This is a genomic window from Serratia sp. PAMC26656 (assembly GCF_016469055.2).
Classification (GTDB): Bacteria; Pseudomonadota; Gammaproteobacteria; order Enterobacterales; family Enterobacteriaceae; genus Serratia; species Serratia plymuthica.
In genome coordinates, this window is record NZ_CP150486.1 from 754,036 (window position 1) to 768,118 (window position 14,083).

Genomic DNA, 14,083 nt, shown 5'->3' on the forward strand with positions numbered 1-14,083 from the left:
GAACGACGACCCCCATGATTCTGATTATTTACGCCCATCCTTATCCCCGGCATTCGCATGCCAATCACCGTCTGCTGCAGGCGGTAAAAGACATTCCTGACGTGGAAGTGCGCGCGCTCTATGAGCTGTATCCTGACTTCAACATCGATATCAACGCCGAGCAGCGTGCGCTGGAGCGCGCCGATATGGTGGTGTTCCAGCATCCCATGCAGTGGTACAGCCTGCCGCCGCTGCTGAAACTGTGGATCGACAAGGTGCTGGAGCACGGCTGGGCCTACGGCCATGACGGCGATGCGCTGGTGGGCAAGGACTGCCTGTGGGCGGTCACCAGCGGCGGGGACGAGCATCATTTCGAGCTGGGCGATTACCCAAATTTCGCCGCGCTGGGGCAGCCGCTGCAGGCGACCGCGATCTATTGCGGGATGAACTGGCAACCCTACTTTGCCGTGCATAATACCTTTACCTGCAACGAGCCGGCGCTGATTGCCGCCGGCGAGGCCTACCGCCAGCGTTTGGTAGAGTATCTGATGGAACACAGTGAGCCTGCGGATCAGGGAGTCGGCCATGGATAATCACAACATGATGATTGAGGGGCTGATCTATCTCGGATCGGCCGCGCTGTTCGTGCCGATTGCGGTGCGTCTCGGCTTGGGTTCGGTGCTCGGCTACCTGATCGCCGGCTGCATTATCGGCCCCTGGGGGCTGAAGCTGGTCTCCGACGCCGAGTCTATTCTGACCTTCGCCGAGATTGGCGTGGTACTGATGCTGTTTATCATCGGGCTGGAGCTGGATCCTAAACGGCTATGGACGCTGCGCGCCTCGGTGTTTGGCGGCGGCAGCATCCAGATGACGGGCTGCGGGCTGGCGCTCAGCGCCTTTTGTTATTTCCTCGGGCTGGACTGGAAGGTGGCGCTGCTGATTGGCCTGACGCTGGCGCTGTCTTCTACCGCCATCGCGATGCAGGCGATGAGCGAGCGTAACCTGACGCCATCGCCGATTGGCCGCAGCTCGTTTGCGGCGCTGTTGTTCCAGGATATCGCGGCGATCCCGCTGGTGGCGATGATCCCCTTGTTGGCCAGCAGCGGCGCGACCACCACACTGGGTGCGTTCGCGCTGTCGGCGGCGAAGGTGGTGGGCGCGTTGGCGATCGTGGTGCTGCTTGGGCGCTATGTCACCCGTCCGTTGCTGCACTTTGTCGCTCGTTCGGGCATGCGTGAAGTGTTCAGCGCCGTAGCGCTGTTCCTGGTGTTCGGTTTTGGCATCCTGCTGGAAATGGCCGGGCTGTCGATGGCGATGGGCGCTTTCCTTGCCGGGGTACTGCTGGCGAGTTCTGAATATCGTCATGCGCTGGAAAGCGACATTCAACCGTTCAAGGGCCTGTTGCTCGGGCTGTTCTTTATCGGTGTCGGCATGTCCATCGACTTCGGTACTCTGTTCCACCATCCGTTGCTGATCGCTTCGCTGTTATTGGGCTTTATGTTGATCAAGGCGGCGTTGCTGTGGCTGATTGGGCCGTGGCTTGGCGTGCCAAAACGCCAGCGCGGCATGTTCGCTATTTTGTTGGGGCAGGGCAGTGAGTTTGCCTTTGTGATCTTCGGCGCCGCCCAGTTGGCCGGCGTGTTGCCGCCAGACTGGGCTAAATCGCTGACGCTGGCGGTCGCTCTGTCGATGGCGGCGACGCCGCTGTTACTGGTGGTGGCCGCGAGGCTGGAGAAAAATGCGCCGAAGGACGAACGTCCGGCGGATGTGATTGATGAAGAAAACGCCAGCGTGATCATTGCCGGCTTCGGCCGTTTTGGCCAGATCGCCGGCCGTTTGCTGTTGGCTAACGGCGTTCACACCGTGGTGTTGGATCACGATCCGGACCATATTGAAACGCTGAGAAAATTCGGTACCAAAGTGTTTTACGGCGACGCGACTCGTGCCGATCTGTTGGAAGCTGCGGGTGCGGCACATGCCAAGGTGCTGATTAACGCCATCGACGACGTGGAAGCCAACCTGCAACTGACCGAACTGGCCAAGCGACACTTCCCGCACCTGAAAATCGTGGCACGTGCGCGCGATGTCGATCACTGGTATCAACTGCGGCAGTTAGGGGTGGAAAACCCGGAACGCGAAACCTTCGAAAGTTCGCTGCGCATTGGCCGTGAGGCGCTGGAGCTGCTGGGGCTGGACGCCTACGAGGCACGGGAGAAAGCGGATACCTTCCGCCGCTACAACCTGAAGATGCTGGAAAATACGCTGGAGAATTACCAGGATACCGAGTTCCGTATCGCCAGCCTGCAGCGGGCTAAGGAAATGCTCAGCGCGGCCATCGAGCAGGATCAGAATCGGTTGGCCCGGGTGCAGCAAACCGGCTGGCGTGGCAGCATTGACGGCAAGGCACCGGAAGACGACGTGGTGGAAGCCAAGGGCTAACGCCGAGGGCGCAGTTCGGCACTGCGCCCTTTTCGCATCAGCTCAGTGCAACCTTGATACCCAGCGCGATCAGCATGCCGCCCAGCAGCTTATCGACCACCTTCTGCGTTTTTTCCAACCCGCGACGCACCGGTCCGCTCTGGAACAAGAACACCAATACTGGCCACCAGACGGCGGACAGGCCCAGGATAATCCCCGCATACCACAGTTTTTCGCCCAGCCCGGAGTCGATCTGCAGCACCTGCGTGAAGACCGCCAGGAAGAACAGCGTGGCTTTGGGGTTGAGCAGATTGCACAGATAACCCTGCACAAAAGCGCTTTTCAGGCTCACCTGCTGCTGCGGCAGGTTACCGACGTTCATCTTGCTGCCCCCGCGCGACAGCAGCGCCTGAATGCCCACCCAGATCAGGTAGACCGCACCGGCGTATTTCAGCACGTTGAACAGCCACGGCGTAGTGGTGATCACCACCGCCAACCCGGCAACGCAGTAAGACATGTGGGTCGCGACGCCACAGATCACCCCGAGGGCGGTCATCATGGCGGCGGGGCGCGGATAGCGAGCGGCATTCTTGATCACCAGGAAAAAGTCTGGGCCGGGCGACAGCATGCCCAGGGCGACAATACCGGCGACGAACAGCGAAGTTTCAAGCATGGTTTTGAGTCTCTGCACAAAAGGCGTAATTGCGCTGATAATAACGCTGCTTCTCCTGATTAGCATCAACCCATTGGGACCCTGTTAGGCAATATGATGAACTTTTATTCAGGGCGCACCACGGGACATTATGAATCAAACCACAACGATCGAAATGCCGGAGCCGCACCGGCAACAGCGTGAAATCACTCGCCTGTGCATTCAATGCGCCTTGCTGCTGTTGCAGCACGGCGCTGAAAGCATGGTGGTGGAACAATTATCGACCCGGCTGGGCATAGCGCTGGGTATGGACAGCGTGGAAAGCTCCATTTCGGCCAACGCGGTGGTGCTGACGACCATCAGCCATGGCGAATGCCTGACCACCACGCGCAAGAACATCGATCGGGGCATCAATATGCAGGTGGTGACCGAGGTACAGCATATCGTCATTCTGGCGGAACATCGGTTGGCGGATGCGCGCGATGTTGCCCGGCGTTTCGAGAAAATTCGCCCGCTGCGCTATCCTCGCTGGCTGGTGGTGGTGATGGTGGGGCTGTCGTGCGGTTGTTTCAGCATGCTCAACGGCGGCGGCGGGGATGCCTTTGTGGTCACCTTTATCGCCAGCGGCGTGGCGATGCTGGTGCGCCAGATGCTCACCGCCCGTCATATGAATCCGCTGATCAACTTTTGCCTGACGGCGTTTGTCGCTACCTCGGTTTCCGGCCTGTTGCTGCGGTTAGCCGCGTTCAGCGACACCTCCAGCGTGGCGATGGCCGCCAGCGTGCTGTTGCTGGTGCCGGGATTCCCGCTGATCAACGCGGTGGCGGACATGTTTAAAGGCCATGTGAATACCGGATTGGCGCGCTGGGCTATGGCCAGTCTGCTGACCTTGGCTACCTGTATCGGGGTGGTGATGGCGATGTCGCTGTGGGATTTGCGGGGGTGGTCATGAGTCTGTTGTGGGCCTTGTTGCTGGAAATGCTGTTGGCGGCGGTGCCGGCGCTGGGTTTCGCCATGGTGTTCAACGTGCCGCTGCGTGCGCTGCGCTACTGCGCCCTGCTCGGCGCGGTGGGCCGGGGTTCGCGCATGTTGATGATACACGGCGGCATGAATATCGAGTGGGCGTCGCTGCTGGCGGCGATTTTGATCGGCATCATCGGCATCTATTGGTCGCGCTGGCTGTTGGCGCACCCGAAGGTCTTTACCGTAGCGGCGGTGATCCCGATGTTCCCCGGTATTTCCGCCTATACCGCGATGATCACGGTGGTGGAGATTTCGCATCTGGGCTATAGCGAAGCCTTGATGGAAACCATGGTCACCAACTTTCTCAAGGCCAGTTTCATCGTTGGCGCGCTATCGATAGGGTTGTCATTGCCGGGGTTATGGCTGTATCGAAAACGTCCAGGGGTATGAAACCCGGCAGCCGTAAAACGCTGGTTATTAGATATACTGATAAGAGCTATCTTATATATTCATCTTGCTTGATTAGCCTATCGACGACAGATAGGCCTTTACGTATAGTGTGAGCAATTTTGCTGCCTACACAGGGTTTAACAATGATTATCAGCCTGATCGCTGCCTTGGCGGCGGATCGCGTTATCGGTATGGAAAACGCCATGCCGTGGCATTTACCGGCAGACTTAGCGTGGTTTAAACGTAACACGCTGAATAAACCGGTCATTATGGGCCGTAAAACGTTCGAGTCCATTGGTCGCCCGCTGCCGGGCCGCCATAACATCGTTTTAAGCAGCCGTCCCGGCAGTGAAGCCGGGGTGACCTGGGCTACGTCTTTGGACGACGCGTTGGCTGCGGCCGGTGATGTGGAAGAAGTCATGGTCATGGGCGGTGGGCATATCTACACCCAGTTCCTGGCGCGTGCTGACCGCATGTATCTGACGCATATCGACGCCGAAGTCGGCGGCGACACCCATTTCCCGGACTACGAGCCGGATGAATGGGAAACCTCGTTCAGCGAATTCCATGATGCTGACGAACTGAACTCCCACAGCTACTGCTTTGAGATTTTAGAACGCCGTTGATTTTCGGGCGTTAGCTACCACCTCCCAAAGGGCGCAAGAGATTGTGCCCTTTGTCGTTTTTGCGCCGTTTAGTTGTAACATTTTCGTCACACTTACTGATTAGTATGAAGCTCAACTTCGAGCGCCCGGCAACTCTGGTGAATCTTGATCGCGGCGCCATCTAAAAAGGAAGCAGACACATGACGAGCAAAATTGAGCAACTGGACGCCGACCGCCTGACCGATCCCACCCGTCGTAAACTGCTGCTCGGCAGCGCAGGCGCTGTTGGCCTGGCGGGATTTCTTGGCGGCGGCATCTGGACGGTTTCCGCCGAGGCGCTGGCCGAGGATTTACCGCCGAACAAGCTGTTGGGCTTTAAAGGCATTGCAGCCTCCACCGCTGACGAAGTGGTGATTGCGCCGGGGTATCGTGCCGAGGTGTTGATCTCCTGGGGGGAGCCGCTGGTGGAGGGCGCCGCCGCATTTGACGCCCAGGGCAACAACAGCGCCGCCGATCAGGAAAAGCAGTTTGGCGACAACAATGACGGCATGAGCTTCTTCCCGATTGATGACAATCACGGTGTGATGGCCATCAACAACGAATACGTGAATGAGCAGTACCTGTTCGCCCACGGCGGCAGCAAGGCCACCAGCCTGGAGGACGTACGTAAATCCCAGGCGGCGCATGGCGTTTCCATCGTGGCGGTGAAGCGCGCCGGCGATAGCCAACGCTGGGAGGTGGAGCGCCCTTCGCGCTATAACCGCCGTATCACCGCCAACACCGAAATGCAGTTCAGCGGCCCGGCCGCCGGCCATCCGCTGCTGCAAACCGCAGCCGATCCCACCGGGCGCAAAGTATTGGGCACTTTCGGGAACTGCGCTAACGGCAAAACGCCCTGGGGCACCTACCTGACCTGCGAAGAGAATTTCGATACCTATTTCGGCACCCATCAGGCCGACTATCAAACTACGGCAGAACAGAAGCGCTATACGCTGAAGGTCAGCGAACCTGAGCGCAACTGGCCGGACTATGATGAGCGCTTTGACGTGACGAAGAACCCGAACGAATTCAACCGCCACGGCTGGATCGTTGAAATCGACCCGATGAACCCTACGTCAACGCCAATCAAACACACTGCGCTGGGCCGCTTCAAGCATGAAAATGCCGCGGTGACCGTTGCTAAAGATGGGCGTCTGGTGGTCTACATGGGTGACGACGAGCGTGGCGAGCATATCTATAAGTACGTCTCGAAAGGCTTGGTTGATATCGCCAATCCGGCCAATAACCGCAGTTTGCTGGATGAAGGCACGTTGCATGTGGCGCAGTTTGACGGTGACGCCGGCGGCACGCCGCTGAAGGGGACGGGGCGCTGGATTGCACTGGAATTCGGTAAAAACGGCCTGACGCCGGAAAACGGCTTCCGTGATGAGGCGGAGGTGTTGATCTTTGCGCGCAAGGCAGCGGCGCAGGTGGGGGCAACCAAAATGGATCGCCCTGAATGGATCGCCGTGAACCCGCATGACGGGCGCGCTTATTGCACGCTGACCAATAACAGCAAGCGCGGCGAAGAAGGGATGCCGCTGAACGCCGCCAACCCGCGGCCGAACAATGTTTACGGCCAGATTATTCGCTGGGATGAGGGCGGTGACGCCACCGCAGCCTCTTTTACCTGGGATATTTATGCGCTGTGCGGCAATCCGATCGCGCACCCGGAAGGGGTCAATCGCGGTACGCCGAACATCACCGCAGATAATACCTTTAACAGCCCGGACGGGTTGGGTTTTGATAAGACCGGGCGCCTGTGGATCCTCACCGACGGTAAGTACAGCAACAAGGGCGATTATGCCGGGCAGGGGAATAACCAAATGCTGGTGGGGGATCCGCTGAGCGGTGAAATCCGCCGATTTATGGTTGGGCCGAAATCGTGCGAGCTGACCGGCATCACTTTCACGCCGGATTACAAGACGATGTTCGTCAACGTGCAGCACCCGGGGGAAGAGGGCGATTCTCATTTCCCGAACAACAGCCCGCGCCCGCGTTCGTCAGTCTTGATGATTACGCGTGAGGATGGCGGGGTGATTGGCGCTTAAGCTTAAACGGAAAAGGCCGGGGCGGCGTCGAACTGCCCCGGTTTTATTATGACGCTGCCAGCGTATTCGCGTTGTCGAGTATATTGCGGCGGTTTGAAGGTTGAGTGAAGTACTGTTGGTCTTCCCAGCGCAACATGGTCAGATCGCCTCCCCAGCAACAGCCGGTATCGAGGCCCACAATGCCTTCTGGCGTGCCCTTACCTTCCAGCGATGCCCAATGACCAAAGATAATGGTGTATTCAGGATCCACTAAACGCGGCAATTCAAACCAGGGTTTCAGCGGCGCAGGGGCGGTGCCCGGCGCATCTTTGCAGATCATGTCGAGCTGGCCATTCGGGAAACAGTAGCGCATGCGCGTCAGGGCATTGGTGCTGAAACGCAGGCGCGCCAACCCACTCAGTTCCGGAGTCCAGTTGTTCGGCATATCGCCGTACATGGCATCCAGGAACAACGGATAGCTGTCGCTGCTCAGTACCGCTTCGACTTCGCGGGCGCACAGTTGGGCGGTTTCAATATCCCACTGCGGCGTGATGCCGGCATGCGCCATCACCAGTTTGAGTTCTTCATCCACCTGCAGCACCGGCTGGCGGCGCAGCCAGTTGATCAGCTCATCGGCATCCGGGGCTTCCAGCAGCGGGGTAATGCGGTCTTTGGGTTTGTTGCGGCTAATACCGGCATAGACGGCCAGCAGATGCAGATCGTGGTTGCCCAACACCATACGCACCGCAGGGCCAAGTGAACGCACGTAGCGCAACACGTCCAGCGAGCCGGGACCGCGGGCGACAAGATCGCCGGTCAGCCACAGTCGGTCGCTTTGAGGATCGAAAGCCACCTGGGCCAATAGCGATTGAAGTTCATCAAAACAGCCATGAACGTCGCCGATAAGATATGTCGACATAGTTAGTGAATCAGTGTTGGGATAGCTAAGCGGAACACGGGAATGGCAGTGCGGAATGGCTGACCCTGATGATCAACCATTTCGTAATGGCCTTCCATGGTACCCAACGGCGTTTCAAGAACCGCGCCGCTGGTATATTGGAATTCACCGCCGGGCTGAATGAGCGGCTGTTCGCCGACCACGCCTTCGCCCTGAACTTCGGTTTGGCGGCCATTGGCGTTGGTGATTAGCCAATAGCGGCCCAGCAGCTGCACGTTGAAACGCCCCAGGTTGCGGATGGTGATGGTATAAGCGAAGACGTAACGTTCTTCTTCAGGTATCGACTGTGATTCCACGTAGATACTTTGTACCTGAATACATACACGGGGCGAATCAATCATGACCACTACTCCTTATTGCTGTGGCGTGGGGTTGGCTGAAAGCCAGTTAGCCAGCTTACAGTATTGCGCCACAGAAATATTCTCTGCTCTTAACGTCGGATCGATACCTAATTCCGTCAACTGCTCTGGGGTGAACAGATCGCCCAGGCTGTTGCGAACGGTTTTCCGGCGTTGGTTGAATGCCTGAGTGGTAATGCGGCTAAGCATACGCACATCACCCACCGGGTTTGGGTTCACCTGGTGCGGCACCAGACGTACCACGGCGGAATCCACTTTCGGCGCCGGCGTGAACGAGGTAGGTGGCACTTCCAGCACCGGAATCACGTTGCAGTAGTACTGCGCCATCACGGTCAAACGCCCATAGGCTTTGCTGTTCGGGCCTGCAACCAGGCGGTTGACTACCTCTTTTTGCAACATAAAGTGCATGTCGCGAATGGCCTGAGTATAGCTGAAAAGGTGGAACATCAGCGGCGTCGAAATGTTATACGGCAGGTTGCCAAACACGCGCAGCGATTGGCCAGCCTGCTCGGCCATCTCGGCGAAATTCACCGTCATGGCATCTTGCTGGTGAATGGTCAGCTTGTCTTTCAGCTGCGGGTGGTTTGCCAGGCGGGCCGCCAGATCGCGGTCCAGCTCAATCACCGTCATGCGGTCCATGCGTGCGCCGACCGGCTCGGTCAGTGCGCCCAGGCCGGGGCCGATCTCGACCACCGCTTCACCCGGCTGAGGGTGAATGGCGGAGACAATGCTATCGATGACAAACTGATCGGTTAAAAAGTTTTGTCCAAAGCGTTTGCGGGCAAAGTGCCCTTGGTGGACTTTATTATTCATTACAATTAATTATCATTTTAATGGCGAGATTCAAGGCCGTTTTGAAACTGCCCGCATCGGCGGTGCCGGTGCCGGCCAGTTCCAGAGCGGTACCGTGGTCGACCGAGGTACGAATAAAAGGCAAACCGAGGGTGATATTTACCGCCCGGCCGAACCCTTGGTATTTTAGCACCGGCAGACCCTGATCGTGATACATCGCCAGCACCGCATCGGCGTGTTGCAGATACTTGGGCTGGAACAGGGTGTCCGCCGGCAGTGGGCCGATAAGAACGATGCCCTCATCGCGCAACGCATCGAGCGCCGGGATGATGGTATCAATCTCTTCGCGCCCCATGTGGCCGCCTTCCCCGGCGTGCGGGTTAAGCCCGCAGACATAAATCTGCGGCTGGGCGATGCCAAATTTGGTTTTCAGATCGTGGTCGAGTATGCGGATGACTTCGAACAGGCTTTGACGAGTGATGGCGCCCGGCACCGCCAATAACGGCAGGTGAGTGGTCGCCAGCGCTACGCGCAGTTCTTCGGTTGCCAGCATCATCACTACGCGTTCGCAACCGCTGCGATCGGCAAAGAATTCGGTATGGCCGATAAAGGGCACGCCGGCGTCGTTGATCACGCCTTTGTTCACCGGGCCGGTAATCAGCGCGGCGAACTCGTCGTTCAGGCAGCCGTCGCAGGCGCGTGCCAGGGTTTCCACCACATAGGCGCTGTTGCCCACGTTCAGCTCGCCCGCGACAACCGGATGGGCGGTAGCTATCGGCAGCACCGTTAGCGTACCTGCACGCTGCGGTTGGGCGGGTTGGCCCGCCTGATAGTCGCGAAGCTGCAACGGCAGATTCAACTGCCGGGCGCGCTCAAGCAACAAGGCCGGATCCGCGCACACCACCAGTTCAACAGGCCAATCCTGTTGCGCCAGCGCTGCCACTAAATCCGGCCCAACCCCGGCAGGCTCGCCGGGGGTGATGACTATGCGATTATTGTTGTGCATTACCGTCAAGGATCTTCACGTAAGCCTGAGCACGTTGTTCCTGCATCCAGGTCTGCGCTTCTTCAGCAAACTTGCGGTTGAACAGCATGCGGTAAGCGCGATCTTTCTGCGCAGCGTCGGTTTTGTCCACCTGGCGGGTATCCAGCAACTGAATCAGGTGCCAGCCGAAGGAGGAGTGCACCGGTTTGCTGACTTCGCCTTTGCTCAGCTTCATTAACGCATCGCGGAAGGCCGGATCGTAAATGTCCGGAGAAGCCCAGCCCAGATCGCCGCCCTGCAACGCAGAACCCGGATCCTGAGACAGCTGTTTGGCTTCGTCAGCAAACTTGGCGTTACCGCTCTTGATGGCTTCGGCTACTGCCTGAAGCTTGGCGCGAGCCTGATCGTCGGTCAGCACCACAGAAGGTTTCAGCAGAATGTGGCGTGCATGAACCTCGGTGACGGACACGGACTGGTTGGCACCGCGGATATCATTCACTTTCAGAATGTGGAAACCGACACCGGAGCGGATCGGGCCGACCACGTCGCCTTTTTTGGCGCTGGCCAGTCTTTCGGCAAACAGGGTAGGGATTTCCTGCAGTTTGCCCCAGCCCATGTTGCCGCCTTTCAGCGCCTGGGAATCGGCAGAATAGGAGATCGCAAGTTTACCGAAATCGGCGCCGCCGTTGATTTCACCCATCAGCTTTTTGGCCAGGGTTTCCGCTTCGTCAACCTGCTGCTGCGACGGGTTTTCCGGCAATGGGATCAGGATATGGCTGATGTTCATCTCGGTATCGCTGCCGTTCTGGGCACCAACCTGTTTTGCCAGTGCGTCGACTTCCTGAGGCAGGATCGTGACGCGACGACGCACTTCGTTGTTGCGCACTTCAGAAATCAGCATTTCCTTGCGGATCTGGGAACGATAGGTGTTGTAGTTCAGTCCTTCGTACGCCAGGCGGCTGCGCATCTGGTCGATGCTCATTTTGTTCTGTGCGGCGATATTGCCGATGGCTTTGTCCAGATCGGCATCGGAAACGGCGATCCCCATTTTCTTGGCCATCTGCAGCTGGATGTTATCCATAATCAGACGTTCGAGGATCTGGTGACGCAGCGTAGCGTCATCCGGCAATTGCTGGCCTGCCTGTTGCGCGTTGAGCTTCACCGACTGCAACAGACTGCTAACGTCGCTCTCAAGCACTACGCCGTTATCCACGACGGCGGCGACTTTATCCACTTCTTGGGGTGCTGCGAACGCGGTATTGGCGCAAACCACCAATCCGAGAATAAGCGTTCTCCAGTTCTTCATACATTTCCCATTCTGTAATCCGCAAATGCGGGTGAAAGTTGTCGTTTTCAAAGTGTTACAAAGTATCAAAACGCACGCTGGTAAGGCAGAATGCCGGAACGCAGCATTTCCGCGGAGCCCAGGCTGTGATCGCTGCTCAGGCCACGCAGTTCGATATTGAATGAAACTTTGTTGTCATAAACGCTGCTTTGGTTGCTGTTGTTCCAGTCGGTGATCTTGCGTTCATAGCCCAGGGTCACCGCCCAGCAGCAGGTGTTGTACTTCAGCCCGAGCAACTGATCGGCGGACTGTTGCGCGCGGGTGTCGTAGTAATAAGCGCCCACGATTGACCAGCGATCGACAATCGGCCAACTGCCGGTTACGCCCACCTGAGAGATCCCGTCCTGATAGGCTGGAACCTGCCTGGTGTTCAGCGCCGTCTGGATATATTCCGGCGTTGCGTAGCGGTAGTTCAACTGCAGAACGCGTTCAGCGTCCTGGCGGTACTCCAGCACGCCGTTGCCCAATGAGATGCTGTTCAGGCGCGTATCATACTGCAGCCCGCCACGCAGTCCCCAACGATCGTCAATCTTCCAATAGGTATCGCCAGCCCAAGCCAGGCTGCCGGTATTATCGTTGTTGTCGTAGTTCGTCGTCTGGTCACCGGTACGTGAACGGCTGAAGTAGTAGATTTGACCCACGGAAGCGTTAAAACGTTCAACCAGCGCGTCATCATAAATTCGCGTGGTTAAACCGGTGGATACACGGTTCTGCGAGGCGATGCGATCCAGGCCGCTGTAAGTGCGGTCGCGGAACAGCCCGGAGTAGTCGGTCTGCAGCAGCGTGGTGTCGTAGGTATAGATGTTGCTTTGGTCGCGATAGGGCACGTACAGGTACTGGAAGCGCGGTTCGAGGGTCTGGGTAGCGCCTTCGTTCCAGATCATCGGGCGCTCGAACACCAGCTTGCCGTCGACCTTGAACTGCGGTAGCACACGGTTGACCGAGTCTTGCAGGTCTGGCGCGTCGTTGCCGTTGCGGCTCTTGTAGTTGTTGGCAAAGCCGTCAGGAATATCCTGCTGATAATGGGTGGCCAGCAGTTTGGCTTCAGTGTTCAGGCTGGCCCAACCGTTGGTCAACGGTAGATTGAGCGTCGGCTCCAGGTGCAAACGGGTCGCATCCGGGCTGTAGGGGTTAACGCTGGTGAACTTGGCCGCCTGGCCGTAAATACGCAAATCGAACGGGCCAAGATCGTTTTTATAGTAGTTCAGGTCCAGTTGCGGCTGAACTTTGTACGAATCCGATTGGCTGCGGTCGGTGCCGTCATAGATCTGGAACTGCTTGGAGCTTAAGGTGGCATCCCAGTTGTCGATGGCATAGCCGACGCTGAATTTCTGCGTTGCGTAACCGTCGGTGGTAGAGCCGTATTTTGAGTCCAGATCGGTAAAGTATTTGGAGTCGCTGACTTTGGTGTAATCAACGTTAAAACGCCACACCTGATCCATCACGCCGTTGTGATTCCAGTAGAACAACCAGCGGGTACTGTCGTCAGGGTTGTCCTTGCTGTATTCCTTGTCATCCGGCAACCAGTCGAACTCCATCAGGCCCAGGCCGGGCTGCACCAGATAGCGGAATTCGTTCTGCCACTGCAGGCCACGTTTGGACATGTAGTGCGGTGTGATGGTGGCGTCGAAGTTTGGCGCGATGTTCCAGTAATACGGCAACATGAACTCAAAGCCATTGTTGCTGCCGTATTTTGCATTCGGGATCAGGAAACCGGAGCGGCGTTTATCGCCGACCGGCAATTGCAGGTACGGGCTGTAAAACACCGGTACGCCACCGATTTTGAAGCGGGCGTTCCAGACTTCGGCCACCTGCTCTTCGCGGTCGTGGATCACTTCTGAACCGACGACGCTCCAGCTGTTGTCGCCAGGCAAACAAGAGGTAAAGGTGCCGTTTTCCAGAATGGTGTAACGGTTGGCGCCGCGCATCTTCATTTTGTCGGCGTCGCCACGCCCCTGACGGCCTACCATTTGGTAGTCGCCTTCATAGACGTCGGTATCTTTGTTGTTCAGGTTTGACCAGGCTTTCGGGCCTTTCAGCTTGATCTGATTGTCGCTGTAGTGCACGTCACCGGTCGCAGTCACGGTGCGTACCGGTTCGGTCTGCCCCGGATTTTGCGTCTGGTTCAGTTCCACTTGCTTGGCGGTCAGGGTGCTGTTGCCTTGTTCAATATTCACGTTGCCGGTGAACAGGGCGCTTTTCGGATAGTCTGCTTTAGAGTCATCCGCATGGATAGTGACAGGCAGGCTGTTCGGGTCGCCGCTGACCAGCGGTTTGTCATAAACAGGGACGCCAAGCATACATTGCTCGGCCAGATCAGCCAGCGCGTGCTGACTGTAGAGTGCCGTCCAAATCATTGTGGCCAGCAGTGTTGGGAAACTTTTTTTCATACGCGGTTTTGGTGTTCCGTCATCAGAGGCGTCATGTCCGGCAAACGGTCAGAGACTATATCACTCATCTGCGTTGCGCTAGTGTTAAATCCTGCCGTTTACTTGCGTCGTCGTTAGG

Annotated in this window: 13 protein-coding genes; 6 read left to right on the top strand and 7 right to left on the bottom strand. The window is 57.6% G+C overall.

Features of this window, described 5'->3' with window-relative positions; translation table 11 throughout:
- Positions 1-14 precede the first annotated feature (14 nt).
- Together kefF and kefC are read left to right on the top strand one after the other, a co-directional pair.
- Positions 15-572, top strand: coding sequence for a glutathione-regulated potassium-efflux system oxidoreductase KefF (kefF, locus tag JEM67_RS04110; RefSeq protein WP_013811460.1), 558 nt, complete (start codon positions 15-17; stop codon positions 570-572).
- Positions 565-2,418 (top strand): glutathione-regulated potassium-efflux system protein KefC, encoded by a 1,854-nt coding sequence (kefC, locus tag JEM67_RS04115; protein WP_199638216.1) that lies wholly within the window; start codon positions 565-567, stop codon positions 2,416-2,418. The genes kefF and kefC overlap by 8 nt, the downstream gene beginning before the upstream one ends.
- A gap of 37 nt (positions 2,419-2,455) precedes the next feature.
- Here kefC and JEM67_RS04120 read toward each other — a convergent pair whose 3' ends face one another.
- Entirely contained in the window at positions 2,456-3,070 is a 615-nt protein-coding gene (locus JEM67_RS04120) for a LysE family translocator (protein ID WP_013811462.1), read from the bottom strand.
- Positions 3,071-3,200: 130 nt separating this feature from the next.
- Here JEM67_RS04120 and JEM67_RS04125 point away from each other — a divergent pair, with 130 nt between their 5' ends.
- From JEM67_RS04125 to JEM67_RS04140, 4 genes are all read left to right on the top strand, one after another.
- The gene (locus JEM67_RS04125; RefSeq protein WP_013811463.1) at positions 3,201-4,001 is read left to right on the top strand and encodes a threonine/serine ThrE exporter family protein; all 801 of its coding nucleotides are present in this window, start codon (positions 3,201-3,203) and stop codon (positions 3,999-4,001) included.
- Positions 3,998-4,462: a threonine/serine exporter gene (locus JEM67_RS04130; protein WP_199638218.1), complete on the top strand. Its 465-nt coding sequence runs from the start codon at positions 3,998-4,000 to the stop codon at positions 4,460-4,462. Before JEM67_RS04125 ends, JEM67_RS04130 begins: the two co-directional genes overlap by 4 nt.
- Positions 4,463-4,605: 143 nt before the next feature.
- Positions 4,606-5,088, top strand: coding sequence for a type 3 dihydrofolate reductase (gene folA, locus JEM67_RS04135; RefSeq protein WP_013811465.1), 483 nt, complete (start codon positions 4,606-4,608; stop codon positions 5,086-5,088).
- 179 nt (positions 5,089-5,267) lie between these two features.
- A complete protein-coding gene (locus tag JEM67_RS04140) occupies positions 5,268-7,157 on the top strand; it encodes a PhoX family protein (RefSeq protein ID WP_199638220.1) in 1,890 nt (629 codons plus the stop codon).
- A 46-nt stretch (positions 7,158-7,203) separates the two neighbouring features.
- Here the strand turns inward: JEM67_RS04140 and apaH are convergent, their stop codons facing one another.
- The 6 genes from apaH to lptD all read right to left on the bottom strand — a co-directional run bounded on the left by apaH (position 7,204) and on the right by lptD (position 13,965).
- On the bottom strand, positions 7,204-8,055 hold the full coding sequence (gene apaH / locus JEM67_RS04145; protein WP_199638222.1) for a bis(5'-nucleosyl)-tetraphosphatase (symmetrical) ApaH: 852 nt from the start codon (positions 8,053-8,055) through the stop codon (positions 7,204-7,206).
- A gap of 2 nt (positions 8,056-8,057) precedes the next feature.
- The gene (gene apaG, locus JEM67_RS04150; RefSeq protein WP_004950071.1) at positions 8,058-8,435 is read right to left on the bottom strand and encodes a Co2+/Mg2+ efflux protein ApaG; all 378 of its coding nucleotides are present in this window, start codon (positions 8,433-8,435) and stop codon (positions 8,058-8,060) included.
- Positions 8,436-8,447: 12 nt separating this feature from the next.
- Complete coding sequence (gene rsmA / locus JEM67_RS04155; protein ID WP_013811468.1) at positions 8,448-9,266, bottom strand: 16S rRNA (adenine(1518)-N(6)/adenine(1519)-N(6))-dimethyltransferase RsmA; 819 nt, start codon at positions 9,264-9,266, stop codon at positions 8,448-8,450.
- Positions 9,259-10,251: a 4-hydroxythreonine-4-phosphate dehydrogenase PdxA gene (pdxA, locus tag JEM67_RS04160; RefSeq protein ID WP_199638224.1), complete on the bottom strand. Its 993-nt coding sequence runs from the start codon at positions 10,249-10,251 to the stop codon at positions 9,259-9,261. Before pdxA ends, rsmA begins: the two co-directional genes overlap by 8 nt.
- Positions 10,238-11,536 (bottom strand): peptidylprolyl isomerase SurA, encoded by a 1,299-nt coding sequence (gene surA / locus JEM67_RS04165; RefSeq protein WP_013811470.1) that lies wholly within the window; start codon positions 11,534-11,536, stop codon positions 10,238-10,240. Before surA ends, pdxA begins: the two co-directional genes overlap by 14 nt.
- 65 nt (positions 11,537-11,601) lie before the next feature.
- Complete coding sequence (gene lptD / locus JEM67_RS04170) at positions 11,602-13,965, bottom strand: LPS assembly protein LptD (RefSeq protein ID WP_199638226.1); 2,364 nt, start codon at positions 13,963-13,965, stop codon at positions 11,602-11,604.
- Positions 13,966-14,083: the final 118 nt, after the last annotated feature.